We start from the raw sequence: 12,570 nt of genomic DNA on the forward strand, positions 1-12,570 counted from the left end.
GAGCCGCATCACTGTTGTCTGATGCAAATCGGGTGTAAATGATGCGGCTCTGCGCTCTTGTTAGAGTTTGATATTGTGATGTGGCGTTAGCTCTGCTAGGTCGCTGCCAGTTCTTTAATAAGTTCTGGACCAGTTTTGGACCAGTCCTGAAATTGAGTAAAAAGGCAGTTTATGGCAAAACCGGCATTGCGTGTGGAGCAGGATATGAATGACAGAACCTGTATCGTCACACGTGAAAGTGGTTCTGCGGATGATCTGATCCGTTTTGTGGCCGGGCCTGATGGTTCGGTTGTGCCTGATCTCAAGCGTAACCTGCCGGGCAGGGGCTGTTGGGTTAAGGCAGAACGGCGACTGGTGGATGAAGCCGTCAAGCGCAAGCTTTTTGCGCGGGCGCTGAAAGATGATGTAAAGCCACAGCAGGATCTTGGCGCACTGGTTGACCGGTTGCTGACGAAATCCGCGTTGGGCAGTCTTGCATTGGCGCGTAAATCCGGTGCTGTCGTGTCTGGTTCAACCAAGGTTGATCAGGCAATCCGCTCGGGTCAGGCGGCATTGGTTTTGCATGCGCAGGAAGCCGCTTCTGACGGTGTGCGCAAGCTTGATCAGGCCCGTCGCGTGGTCGTGCATATGGATGGCCCCGAAATTCCGGCCTTTTCTCTTTTCAAAGGAGAAGAAATGGATTTGGCATTTGGGGGTGGAAATGTGATACATGCAGCCGTACTCGACACAAAGGCAGCAGCCGGCGTCGTGCAAAGGTTGCTTTTATTACATAGATATCGGGGCGAAAGCGCATCGATTTGAAATGGTGATTTGAAACGGCGAGTTGAGATAGCAGTCCGATACTGCTGTGTGGTAAATTAGTAGAGCGGTTCTCTTGAAACCCGACGAGACGGGATCCGCTCTGGAGCATAACTGGATAATTGGCCTGATTGGTCTGACCCTATTATGCGCTGAAGTGGATGACCGGAGCATTATTCAAAATGATCTGATCGCGGTGAATGATGCTCGGGTAAAGCGGCTGCGGCTGCGAAGGAAACGGAAACGTAATGAGCGATAAAACTAACGACGATAAGACGCTGAGCGTCAATTCCAAGAAGACGCTGACTATCAAGCGGCCAGGGGTTGAGCAGAGCACCGTGCGCCAGAATTTCAGCCACGGTCGCACAAAGGCTGTCGTCGTTGAAACGAAAAAGCGTAAATTCTCACGGCCTGATGAGAAGCCTGAAGTGGAAGCTGCGGCACCAAAGCCTGCTGCTCCTGCTCCGGTTGCGCCTGCACCAGTTGCTGCGGCACCAACACCAACGCAAGCCCCAGCGTCAGCCCCAACCTCAGCCTCGGCGCCAGCACCATCTTCGGCTCCGGCAGCCCCGGTTGTCGCTGCGCCTGCTCCGGTAGCGGCAAAACCTGCGGCACCTGCAACACCGCCTGCTTCACAGTCGCCAAAACCTGCAGCGCCGAAACCTGCATCGGCAGCACCTGCACAGCGTCCGCAGACAGCACAGCAACAGCGCCCGGGCCAGCAGCAGTCTCGTGGTCAACAGCGTTCGGGCCAGCAGCAGCGTCCACGCCAGTCAGATCGTTCTGGCATGGTGCTCAATACTTTGTCCCGTTCTGAAATGGATGCCCGCCGCCGTGCACTGGAAGGTGCATTGGTTCGTGATGCGGAAGATCGTGCGCGCGCGGCAGAAGAAGCCAAGCGCCGCGCTGAGGAAGATGCCCGTCGTGCCAAGGAGCGTGAAGAATCCGCTCGCCGTCAGGCAGAGGAAGAAGCACGCATCAAGGCGGAAGCAGAAGCCAAGGCACGTGCCGCAGCAGAAGCTGCAAAGCGTGCGCCGCAAACGGATGCACGCACAGAGCGTCGTGATGATTCCCGTCCGGCATCGCAGGGTCGCCCGCAGCAATCTGGCCGTCCTCAGCAGGGCCAGCGTTCGGCGTCTCCTGCCATCGCAGACGTTATTCCAACAGCAAACAAGCCGCTGCCGCAAAGCCAGCAGCGCAAGCCGGGTGCAGGTCAGGACGATGATGACCGTCGTGGTCCCGCAGGTGCACGCCGTGGTGCTCCGGCAAAGCCTGAAGTGCGCACACCAAAGGTTGTCAAGGGTGAAGACGATCGCCGTCGTGGCAAGCTGACCATCTCCAGCAATCTGGAAGATGAAGGTCGTTCCCGCTCGCTGTCGGCAATGCGCCGTCGTCAGGAAAAGTTCAAGCGTTCGCAGATGCAGGAAACCCGCGAAAAGATTTCGCGTGAAGTGGTTATTCCTGAAACAATTACGCTTCAGGAACTTGCACAGCGTATGACTGAACGTTCAGTCGACATCATCAAATACCTGATGAAACAGGGCCAGATGATGAAGCCGGGCGATGTGATCGATGCCGATATGGCACAGCTGATCGCTGAAGAATTTGGTCATACGGTTAAGCGTGTTGCTGAATCGGACGTTGAAGAAGGTATTTTCGACGTTGTTGATAATGAAGGTGCATTCGTTTCGCGTCCTCCGGTCGTGACCATCATGGGTCACGTGGATCACGGTAAGACCTCGCTTCTTGATGCGATTCGTCAGGCCAATGTTGTTTCAGGTGAAGCCGGTGGCATCACACAGCATATCGGTGCTTATCAGGTCGAGCAGAACGGCCATAAGATTACCTTCATCGATACGCCGGGCCATGCTGCGTTTACTGCGATGCGTGCCCGTGGTGCCCAGGCAACCGATATTGCCATTCTGGTGGTTGCAGCTGACGACAGCGTCATGCCGCAGACGATTGAATCGATCAATCATGCCAAGGCAGCCAATGTTCCGATCATTGTTGCAATCAACAAGATCGACAAACCGGAAGCCGATGCGCAGAAGGTTCGTACTGCTCTGCTTCAGCACGATGTTTTTGTTGAATCCATGGGCGGTGAAGTGCTTGACGTTGAGGTTTCGGCCAAGAAGAAGCTGAACCTCGACAAGCTGCTTGAAGCCGTTCTGTTGCAGGCTGAAATCCTTGATCTCAAGGCAGATCCGCAACGTACCGCTGAAGGCGTTGTTATCGAAGCCCAGCTTGATCGTGGCCGTGGTTCGGTTGCAACCGTTCTGGTTCAGAAGGGGACATTGCATCCGGGCGATATTATTGCTGCCGGTAATGAATGGGGGCGCGTCCGCGCACTCGTCAATGACCATGGCAATCATGTCAAGGAAGCCGGTCCTGCAATGCCTGTTGAAATCCTTGGTCTTCAGGGCACACCTCAGGCTGGTGATCGCTTTGCGGTTGTTCAGAACGAAGCCAAGGCGCGTGAAATTGCTGAATATCGTCAGCGTCTCGCTCGTGACAAGGCTGTTGCCCGTCAGACTGGTCAGCGTGGCTCGCTTGAGCAGATGATGAGCCAGTTGCAGGTCAATGGCACCAAGGAATTCCCGCTTGTCATCAAGGGTGACGTGCAGGGTTCGGTCGAAGCGATTATTACCGCTCTCGATAAGCTGGGCACTGACGAAGTACGGGCTCGTATCGTTCATTCGGGTGCGGGTGGTATTACGGAAAGTGACGTGTCGCTGGCCGAAGCCTCCAATGCTGCAATCATCGGCTTCAACGTTCGTGCCAACAAGCAGGCGCGTGATGCTGCCGATCAGCAGGGTACTGAAATCCGCTACTACAACATCATTTACGATCTGATCGAAGATGTTAAGGCAGCGATGTCGGGTCTGTTGTCGCCGGAACGCCGTGAAACCTTCATTGGTAATGCCGAAATTCTTGAAGTCTTCAATATTACCAAGGTTGGTAAGGTTGCCGGTTGCCGTGTTGTTGATGGCAAGGTTGAGCGTGGTGCAGGTGTCCGCCTCATCCGTGACAACGTGGTTATCCATGAAGGCAAGCTCAAGACACTCAAGCGCTTCAAGGATGAAGTGGCGGAAGTGCCAATGGGTCAGGAATGCGGCATGGCATTTGAAAACTACGACGATATTCGCGCAGGCGATACGATCGAAGCGTTCCGCGTCGAACACATTACGCGCACGCTGTAATATCTTGTGCCGGACCGTCCCTGATTGGATGGTCCGGTTTTTCATTGCCCGGTTCCGAGGGTCTGACTCCCATCTGGATTGTGGTAGGTCGAGTTTATCATTTTGTAGTTGTTTTACCGCTCAGCCTTCATGGTTGTTGTCGGTCAATGGCTGTTTATCGAGGATAAAATTATGGCACGTTCTCCGGACCCGAAAGGATCGGGCGGTCTTTCGCAGCGCCAGCTTCGTGTAGGCGAGCAGGTTCGCCATGCTTTGGCACAAGTGCTCATGCGCGGTGAAATCCGCGATGATCTGATCGAGCGCACGGTAATTTCCGTGTCGGAAGTCCGCATGTCGCCTGATTTGAAAATCGCAACCTGTTTCATCACGCCGCTTGGCAACACAGATGCACAGGCGATTATCAAGGCGCTGGCGGCCAATGCGAAATTCATTCGTGGTCGCATTGCTCCAAGCTTGAGCCAGATGAAATACATGCCGGAATTCCGCTTCCGTGCAGATACGAGCTTTGACAATTTTTCAAAGATCGATGCGCTTTTGCGTTCGCCGGAAGTAGCGCGTGACCTTGGACGTGACAATGATGAAAACGGTGAAGCGGACGATGCTTCCCGCAATGGAGACGCATAAAGCATGGCAAGACGGGGCAAGAAAAAAGGCCGTCCGGTTTCTGGCTGGGTTATTTTTGACAAGCCAAAAGGTATGGGTTCGACGGAAGCTGTTTCAAAGATCAAGTGGCTTTTCAATGCTGAAAAAGCAGGACATGCAGGAACACTTGATCCGCTTGCATCCGGCATGTTGCCAATTGCACTGGGCGAAGCCACTAAGACCGTGCCTTATGTCATGGATGGCACCAAGGTTTATCGTTTTACTGTCAGCTGGGGTGAAGAGCGTTCGACGGATGATCTGGAGGGCGTTGCCACCCAAAACTCCGACAAGCGTCCATCACGCGCGGATATTGAAGCCCTGCTGCCAAATTATACCGGTGTTATCTCGCAGATTCCGCCGCAGTTCTCTGCCATCAAGATCGGGGGTGAACGCGCCTATGATCTGGCACGGGAAGGCGAAACGGTAGAAATTCCGGCCCGTGAAGTCGAGATTGATCGTCTTGAGATCGTCGATTTTGCCGATGAAAACCGTACCGAATTTGAAGTTGAGTGCTCCAAGGGCACCTATGTTCGCTCGCTTGCGCGTGATATGGGCCGCGATCTTGGCTGTTATGGGCATATTTCAGATTTGCGCCGCATTGAAGTGGCTCCCTTCACCGAAGAGGATCTGGTAACGCTGGCAGAGCTTGAAGAAGCATGGCCACCGCTGCCGCCGAAAAAGGAAGAAGGTGCTGAAGCGTCGGAAGCCGAGGTTGCAGAGCAGCCTGCGCCACGCCGCGACTTCTCGGCAATGGATGCATTGATCATCGAGACAGGAGCAGCACTTGATTGCCTGCCACAGGTTGCCCTGTCGGATGATCAGGCGCAGCGTGTTCGTCTTGGTAATCCGGTGATCATTCGTGGCCGTGATGCGCCGCTTGAAGCCGATGAGGCTTGTGTCACGACCCATGGTAAATTGCTGGCAATTGGCTATATCGAGCAGGGCCAGTTCAAGCCAAAGCGTGTGTTCACAACAGCAGCTTTCCAAAAATCGTAATTGATTTCTGGAAAGCACGATGTGTCGTTTCAATAGTTCAGGGCGTCCTTTGTGCGTCCTGAAGAACGCATGGCGCTCTGGTTAAATTAACTCAGATAATATCAGTGTTTATTTGATGCTGGTATTATTGCCAATTTTGCACTATATGCCCCATCAGCGATCTTATGAATTAATTGTCTGATCGTTTAAATGGCCCGCGCTGGACGACATCCCGGCCTGGGCGTCTCTTTTTCCTCTCATCAAGAAAGGGTGTACGATGTCGATTACTGCTGAGCGCAAGCAAGCTCTTATCAAGGAATACGCCACCAAGGAAGGCGATACCGGTTCTCCTGAAGTACAGGTTGCCGTTCTTTCCGAGCGTATTTCTAACCTTACAGATCATTTCAAGGGCCACAAGAATGACAATCATTCGCGTCGCGGCCTTTTGAAGCTGGTTTCGCAGCGTCGTCGTCTTCTTGACTATGTCAAGGGCATCGACCAGGCACGTTACCAGGCGCTGATTTCCCGTCTGGGCCTGCGCCGCTAACGTTAAAAATCGGGCGGCGCCTCAAAGCGTCGCCCGTTTGATTTAGAGCGCGTTTTTCAGATGCGCACTAAAGGAATACCTTAAGGCATTCTGAGAAGCGGATAGCCGCTTTCTAAAAGAGAATGCGATATTTCGGGCGAATGCCCGCTGGCATGAGACGGCGCACAGGGTGCTTACCGTCATGCTAACAGAGCCATAAGGCTCATGACCTGGACCAGTCATGGGGCAGGATTGCAGGTGGTTCGTGCCAGACAGCATTCTCAAACGAATGCTCAGACACGTGACGAACTTCCCGTTGTCTTGCCCGTGGCGTGTCCGCCAACCCGGACGATGTCTTCAGACGCTTTTGCGCGGCATCTCCAAACAAGGACTAGATATGTTCAACACACATAAAGTTGAAATCGAATGGGGCGGCCGTCCGCTGACACTCGAAACCGGCAAGATTGCACGTCAGGCTGATGGTGCCGTTCTGGCAACTTACGGTGAAACCGTTGTTCTGGCGACTGTTGTTTCTGCCAAGGAACCAAAGCCGGGTCAGGATTTTTTCCCGCTGACCGTCAACTATCAGGAAAAGACCTATGCTGCTGGCAAGATCCCTGGTGGTTTCTTCAAGCGTGAAGGTCGTCCGAGCGAAAACGAAACGCTTGTTTCGCGTCTGATCGACCGTCCGATCCGTCCGCTTTTTGTTGATGGTTACAAGAACGACACGCAGGTTGTTCTGACCGTTATTCAGCATGATCTCGAAAATAACCCGGACATTCTGTCGATGGTTGCGGCATCGGCTGCGCTGACTATTTCCGGCGTTCCTTTCATGGGACCGATTGGCGGTGCCCGCGTTGGTTATATCAACGGCGAATATGTGCTGAACCCGAACATTGACGAAATGCCGGAATCGAAGCTCGATCTGGTTGTTGCCGGTACTGCTGATGCAGTGCTGATGGTTGAATCGGAAGCGCAGGAACTGTCCGAAGAAGTCATGCTCGGCGCTGTTATGTTTGGTCAGAAGGGCTTCCAGCCAGTGATTGATGCGATCATCAAGCTTGCTGAAGTTGCCGCCAAGGAGCCGCGTGATTTCCAGCCGGAAGACCTGTCGGAACTCGAAGCCAAAATGCTCGCCATTGTCGAAAACGACCTGCGTGAAGCTTACAAGATCACTGAAAAGCAGGCTCGTTATGCGGCTGTTGACGCAGCCAAGGCCAAGGCGAAGGCACATTTCTTCCCTGAAGGTGTTGAAGAGCCGGAATATTCGGCTGAAAAATTCGCAACCGTATTCAAGAATCTTCAGGCCAAGATTGTTCGCTGGAACATTCTCGATACCGGCAGCCGTATTGATGGTCGTGACCTCTCGACGGTTCGCACAATTGTTTCGGAAGTTGGCCTTCTGCCACGTACCCATGGTTCGGCATTGTTTACCCGTGGTGAAACACAGGCAATCGTTGTTGCAACCCTTGGCACTGGCGAAGATGAACAGATGATCGATTCTCTGACGGGCACGTACAAGGAATCCTTCATGCTGCATTACAATTTCCCGCCATATTCGGTCGGTGAAACAGGCCGTATGGGTTCGCCGGGCCGTCGTGAAGTTGGCCATGGCAAGCTTGCATGGCGTGCAATCCACCCTGTGCTGCCTGCGGCCGAACAGTTCCCTTATACGATCCGTTCGGTTTCCGAAGTGACCGAATCCAATGGTTCGTCTTCGATGGCAACCGTTTGCGGCACATCGCTGGCTTTGATGGATGCAGGCGTTCCGATCATTCGTCCGGTGGCTGGTATTGCTATGGGGCTTATCAAGGAAGACGAGCGTTTCGCAGTTCTTTCTGATATTCTCGGTGATGAAGATCACCTCGGCGATATGGATTTCAAGGTAGCAGGTACCGAAAGCGGCATCACAGCCCTTCAGATGGACATCAAGATCGACGGTATTACCGAAGAGATCATGAAAGTTGCTCTGGAACAGGCCAAGGGTGGTCGCGTTCACATCCTGAACGAAATGGGCAAGGCTATTTCGACCTCGCGTGAAGAGCTTGGCGAATTTGCTCCACGCATTGAAGTCATGAATATTCCGACCGACAAGATCCGTGATGTTATCGGTTCAGGCGGTAAGGTTATTCGTGAAATCGTCGAAAAGACCGGCGCAAAGATCAACATCGAAGACGATGGTACGGTCAAGATTGCTTCGTCGAACGGTAAGGAAATCGAAGCCGCCAAGAAGTGGATTCATTCGATTGTTGCTGAACCGGAAGTTGGCGAAATCTACGAAGGTACGGTTGTCAAGACTGCTGACTTCGGCGCATTCGTAAACTTCTTTGGTCCACGCGATGGTCTGGTTCACATCTCGCAGTTGGCTTCTGACCGCGTTGCCAAGACCACTGATGTGGTTAAGGAAGGCCAGAAGGTCTGGGTCAAGCTGATGGGCTTTGACGAGCGCGGCAAGGTTCGCCTCTCGATGAAGGTTGTCGATCAGGAAACCGGCAAGGAAGCTGTTGCTGAAAAGAAGGCAGAAGCAGACGCTGAATAAGCGTTCTACGCTGCAAAAAATTAGAAAAAGCGCGCCGTTCTGGTGCGCTTTTTTTGTTGCGCGTAGAACAATTCAGGGCCATGGATGGGCCATGATGACACCAGCGCAACAAACACTCTTTCTCCCCTTCTATCAGGACATTCTGGATATGCCTGAAGAAGGGCAGTCTTTCCTCGCCTGTGGCTTGTCTGCCGATCGGCAGCTTGAGGATGAATGGAAACAGGCGCTGACATTCTTGCAGCCCTGGCGTCCTGACTGGCTGGCTCTCCATAAGGAAGGTTTTAAAGCAATCCCGCGATTGCCCACAGAATTGGACGTGGAGAGCAGTTTTTCCGGTGGGCTGCTTCTACTCGGAAAACATCGTGGACGCAATGAGGCGTGGTTTGCGGAGCTTCTGGCGCGTGTTGAGCCGGGCGGGTGGATTGTTGTCTCAGGTGACAAGAAGCTTGGCGTCGACAGTTTCCGCAAATGGGTCGGTAATATTGCTGAAATCAGTGACCGTCTGTCCAAGAATCATGCCGTTGCCTTCTGGCTGCAGCGCCCGGCCGATCTGACAAATGACTTCATCAATGCCTTGAAGCCGTTGGCGAGCAATATTGATGATGTGTTTCGCACAGAGCCGGGCATGTTCTCGCATGGGGCGATTGATAAAGGCTCGGCACTTCTGGTGCCGCATATGGAAAAGATCGTTTTTGGTCAGGTTGCTGATCTTGGCGCGGGCTGGGGCTATCTTGCAGCGCAGAGCCTGAAATATGCTGATCGTCTTAAGGGGATCGATCTGTTTGAGGCCGATTATGAAGCGCTTGAGGCCGCACGCAGCAATCTGGAAAGGCTTGGCGCATCTGTGCCGGTATCGTTTAACTGGTTTGATGTGACGAGCGAGAAACTAACCGGTATTTACGACACGGTGATCATGAATCCGCCATTTCACGAAGGGCGTGCGACAGAGGTATCGCTTGGTCAGACTTTTATCGCAGCCGCTGCTTCACGGCTGAAAAGCGGTGGACGTCTGCTGATGGTTGCAAACAGACAATTGCCCTATGAGGCAACGCTTAAAGGTCTGTTCAAGAATGTGACAGTTCTTGAAGAAGCTGATGGCTTCAAAATATTTGATGCAAAGAAGTGAAAAAAGCCGCCCCGAGGGCGGCTTTTTATAAGGCTTATTCGCCGCGTGTATCAGCCGAACTTTTCAGCTCTTCCAGCGTTGGCATTGAAACAATGTTATAGCCCGAATCCACATAATGGATTTCGCCGGTTACACCGCTTGAAAGATCAGACAGCAGGTAAACAGCCGATTTGCCCACATCATCAATATCAACAGTGCGGCGCAAGGGTGAATTACGGCGCTGATAGCTGAAAATGGCGCGTGCATCGCCAATGCCGGCACCAGCCAGCGTGCGTACAGGGCCAGCCGAGATCGCATTGACGCGGATACCCTGCGGGCCGTAATCGGCAGCAAGATAGCGAACCATGGCTTCAAGAGCGGCTTTCGCCACGCCCATGACATTGTAGTTGGGGATGGTGCGCGTTGAGCCGCCATAGGTCAGCGTCAGAATCGAGCCGCCGTCCTTCATCAGTTTTTCTGCACGCTGGGCCATTTCCGTGAAGGAATAGGCAGAGATCACCATGGTGCGGCTGAAATTTTCGCGCGTGGTGACGTCTGCGTAACGTCCCTTCAGCTCTGTCTTGTCCGAGAAACCGATGGCATGGACGATAAAATCAAGCTTTCCCCATTTTTGCTCGATTTCAGCGAATACGGCATCAACCGAAGCAATGTCTTCAACATCGCAAGGCAGCACCATATCCGATCCGACCTGTTCGGCCAGAGGCTTGACCCGCTTGCCGAGCGCATCACCTTGATAGGTGAATGCGAGTTCGGCACCCTGTGCTGCGAGTTGCCTGGAAATTCCCCAGGCGAGTGAGTGGTTGTTCGCGACCCCCATAATGAGGCCGCGTTTGCCTTGCATCAAACCTTGCATATTGTCCCTCTCCATCAGCTCTGATAGCGCTGGAACACCAGCGTTGCATTGGTGCCGCCAAATCCGAAAGAATTGGAAAGCACGGTATTGAGCTGAGCATTGTCGATGCGCTTGCGAACGATAGGCATATCCGCGAAGGCAGGATCCAGTTCTTCGATGTGAGCGCTTTCGCAGATGAAGTTATTTTCCATCATCAAAAGCGAGTAGATAGCTTCCTGAACACCCGTGGCGCCCAAAGAGTGACCCGTCAGCGACTTGGTTGCCGCAATTGGCGGGCAGGCATCGCCTGAACCAAACACCTGACGGATAGCCTCGATTTCAGGAGCATCGCCAGCAGGTGTCGAGGTGGCATGTGGGTTGATATAATCAATCTTGCCCTTGACGGTTGAAAGCGCCATTTTCATGCAGCGGATTGCACCTTCACCCGAAGGCGCAACCATGTCGTAGCCATCCGATGTAGCACCATATCCGACGATTTCGCCGTAAATTCTGGCACCGCGTGCAAGTGCTGTTTCAAGATCTTCCAGCACAAGAACGCCTGCGCCACCTGCAATAACAAAACCGTCGCGGTTTTTGTCGTAAGCGCGTGAAGCCGTTGACGGCGTGTCGTTATATTTCGACGACATGGCACCCATGGCGTCAAACAGCACGGACAATGTCCAGTCGAGGTCTTCACAGCCGCCCGCAAACATGCGGTCCTGCTTGCCATACTGGATCATTTCAAATGCATTGCCGATACAATGATTGGATGTCGCACAGGCAGACGAGATCGAGTAGTTGACGCCCTTGATCTTGAAAAAGGTTGCAAGCGTTGCCGATGCGGTTGAGCTCATGGCTTTGGGCACGGCAAAAGGACCAACGCGCTTTGGGCCTTTTTCACGGGTGATATCGGCAGAATCAACGATCGTGCGTGTTGAAGGACCGCCGGAACCCATGATGATGCCGGTACGATCATTGGAGATTTCCTCCTCCGAAAGACCAGCATCGGCAATGGCCTGATCCATGGCGACGTGATTCCATGCCGTACCACGGCCATGAAAACGCATGGCGCGACGGTCTACGAGCGCCTCGACATCGATTTTGGGCATGCCGTGCACCTGGCAGCGAAAACCAAGCTCGCTATATTCTTCAGCACGGGAAATGCCGGATCTGGCCTCACGCAAGGAGGTTGTGACCTCTTGCGTGTTGTTTCCAATCGAGGATACGATCCCCATACCCGTTACGACCACACGCCGCATCGCGTTCTCCTTTACACCTGTTCCGTGCGATCAACCCGTATGGGCTGACCCTTGTTCCCGGTTACATAGGTGCGATCTTCGCATGTTTTGAGCGCGTTCACATGAAAACTCGTTATTTTCTGCTTACGCGCCCGTGAATGATGGTTGAACTAAGCGCTGTCGCCATCCTTGGACAGGCCGACGCGCAGGTCGCTTGCCTTATAGATGGTTTCTCCATCAGCTTTCAGCCATCCATCGGCAGTGCCAAGAACAAGGCGGCCACGCATGACACGCTTGAAGTCGATACCATATTGCAGAAGTTTGGTATGCGGGCGAACCATGCCCTTGAACTTCACTTCGCCGGTGGAAAGCGCCATACCGCGGCCCGGCTCACCAAGCCAGCCGAGGAAGAAGCCTGTCAGCTGCCACATACCGTCGAGACCAAGGCAGCCCGGCATGATCGGATTGCCCTGAAAATGGCATGGGAAATACCAGTCGTCGGGGCTGACATCGTATTCGGCACGGATATAGCCCTTGTCGAACTCTCCGCCGGTTTCGGAAATTTCGGTGATGCGGTGCACCATCAGCATTGGCGGCAGGGGGAGCTGTGCATTACCGGGACCGAACAACTCGCCGCGTGCGCAGCTTAAGAGCTCTTCATACCCGTAGCTCGATTTCTGTTCTGCCATTACGC

The 12,570-nt window shown here is 53.5% G+C and carries 10 protein-coding genes; 7 read left to right on the plus strand and 3 right to left on the minus strand.

Going from position 1 to position 12,570, the window contains the following annotated elements:
- Nucleotides 1–171 precede the first annotated feature (171 nt).
- The 7 genes from FHY56_RS08585 to FHY56_RS08615 all read left to right on the plus strand — a co-directional run bounded on the left by FHY56_RS08585 (nt 172) and on the right by FHY56_RS08615 (nt 9,806).
- Entirely contained in the window at nt 172–801 is a 630-nt protein-coding gene (locus FHY56_RS08585; protein WP_140904758.1) for an RNA-binding protein, read from the plus strand.
- A 245-nt stretch (nt 802–1,046) separates the two neighbouring features.
- Complete coding sequence (gene infB, locus FHY56_RS08590; protein ID WP_140904759.1) at nt 1,047–3,998, plus strand: translation initiation factor IF-2; 2,952 nt, start codon at nt 1,047–1,049, stop codon at nt 3,996–3,998.
- Nucleotides 3,999–4,169: 171 nt separating this feature from the next.
- Entirely contained in the window at nt 4,170–4,622 is a 453-nt protein-coding gene (gene rbfA / locus FHY56_RS08595; protein ID WP_140904760.1) for a 30S ribosome-binding factor RbfA, read from the plus strand.
- Between the two features lie 3 nt (nt 4,623–4,625).
- Nucleotides 4,626–5,636 (plus strand): tRNA pseudouridine(55) synthase TruB, encoded by a 1,011-nt coding sequence (gene truB / locus FHY56_RS08600; RefSeq protein WP_140904761.1) that lies wholly within the window; start codon nt 4,626–4,628, stop codon nt 5,634–5,636.
- Nucleotides 5,637–5,892: 256 nt separating this feature from the next.
- The gene (gene rpsO / locus FHY56_RS08605; protein WP_140904762.1) at nt 5,893–6,162 is read left to right on the plus strand and encodes a 30S ribosomal protein S15; all 270 of its coding nucleotides are present in this window, start codon (nt 5,893–5,895) and stop codon (nt 6,160–6,162) included.
- A 376-nt stretch (nt 6,163–6,538) separates the two neighbouring features.
- Nucleotides 6,539–8,680 carry a polyribonucleotide nucleotidyltransferase gene (gene pnp / locus FHY56_RS08610; RefSeq protein WP_140904763.1) on the plus strand — a complete coding sequence of 714 codons (2,142 nt, stop codon included), beginning with the start codon at nt 6,539–6,541 and terminating at the stop codon, nt 8,678–8,680.
- A gap of 91 nt (nt 8,681–8,771) precedes the next feature.
- Nucleotides 8,772–9,806, plus strand: coding sequence for a class I SAM-dependent methyltransferase (locus tag FHY56_RS08615; protein ID WP_140904764.1), 1,035 nt, complete (start codon nt 8,772–8,774; stop codon nt 9,804–9,806).
- Nucleotides 9,807–9,840: 34 nt separating this feature from the next.
- On the opposite strand, the gene fabI is transcribed toward FHY56_RS08615, so the two are convergent.
- From fabI to fabA, 3 genes are all read right to left on the minus strand, one after another.
- The gene (gene fabI / locus FHY56_RS08620) at nt 9,841–10,659 is read right to left on the minus strand and encodes an enoyl-ACP reductase FabI (protein WP_140904765.1); all 819 of its coding nucleotides are present in this window, start codon (nt 10,657–10,659) and stop codon (nt 9,841–9,843) included.
- Nucleotides 10,660–10,673: 14 nt separating this feature from the next.
- On the minus strand, nt 10,674–11,897 hold the full coding sequence (gene fabB, locus FHY56_RS08625) for a beta-ketoacyl-ACP synthase I (protein ID WP_140904766.1): 1,224 nt from the start codon (nt 11,895–11,897) through the stop codon (nt 10,674–10,676).
- Nucleotides 11,898–12,046: 149 nt separating this feature from the next.
- Nucleotides 12,047–12,565: a 3-hydroxyacyl-[acyl-carrier-protein] dehydratase FabA gene (gene fabA, locus FHY56_RS08630; RefSeq protein ID WP_024898331.1), complete on the minus strand. Its 519-nt coding sequence runs from the start codon at nt 12,563–12,565 to the stop codon at nt 12,047–12,049.
- Nucleotides 12,566–12,570: the final 5 nt, after the last annotated feature.

The sequence above is a fragment of the Brucella gallinifaecis genome (assembly GCF_006476605.1).
Classification (GTDB): Bacteria; Pseudomonadota; Alphaproteobacteria; order Rhizobiales; family Rhizobiaceae; genus Brucella; species Brucella gallinifaecis.

Coding starts and splice junctions, on each gene's coding strand:
- fabI (WP_140904765.1), bottom strand. CDS start 10,659: ATGCAAGGTTTGATGCAAGGCAAACGCGGCCTCATTATGGGGGTCGCG.
- rpsO (WP_140904762.1), top strand. CDS start 5,893: ATGTCGATTACTGCTGAGCGCAAGCAAGCTCTTATCAAGGAATACGCC.
- fabA (WP_024898331.1), bottom strand. CDS start 12,565: ATGGCAGAACAGAAATCGAGCTACGGGTATGAAGAGCTCTTAAGCTGC.
- FHY56_RS08615 (WP_140904764.1), top strand. CDS start 8,772: ATGATGACACCAGCGCAACAAACACTCTTTCTCCCCTTCTATCAGGAC.
- fabB (WP_140904766.1), bottom strand. CDS start 11,897: ATGCGGCGTGTGGTCGTAACGGGTATGGGGATCGTATCCTCGATTGGA.
- FHY56_RS08585 (WP_140904758.1), top strand. CDS start 172: ATGGCAAAACCGGCATTGCGTGTGGAGCAGGATATGAATGACAGAACC.
- truB (WP_140904761.1), top strand. CDS start 4,626: ATGGCAAGACGGGGCAAGAAAAAAGGCCGTCCGGTTTCTGGCTGGGTT.
- pnp (WP_140904763.1), top strand. CDS start 6,539: ATGTTCAACACACATAAAGTTGAAATCGAATGGGGCGGCCGTCCGCTG.
- rbfA (WP_140904760.1), top strand. CDS start 4,170: ATGGCACGTTCTCCGGACCCGAAAGGATCGGGCGGTCTTTCGCAGCGC.
- infB (WP_140904759.1), top strand. CDS start 1,047: ATGAGCGATAAAACTAACGACGATAAGACGCTGAGCGTCAATTCCAAG.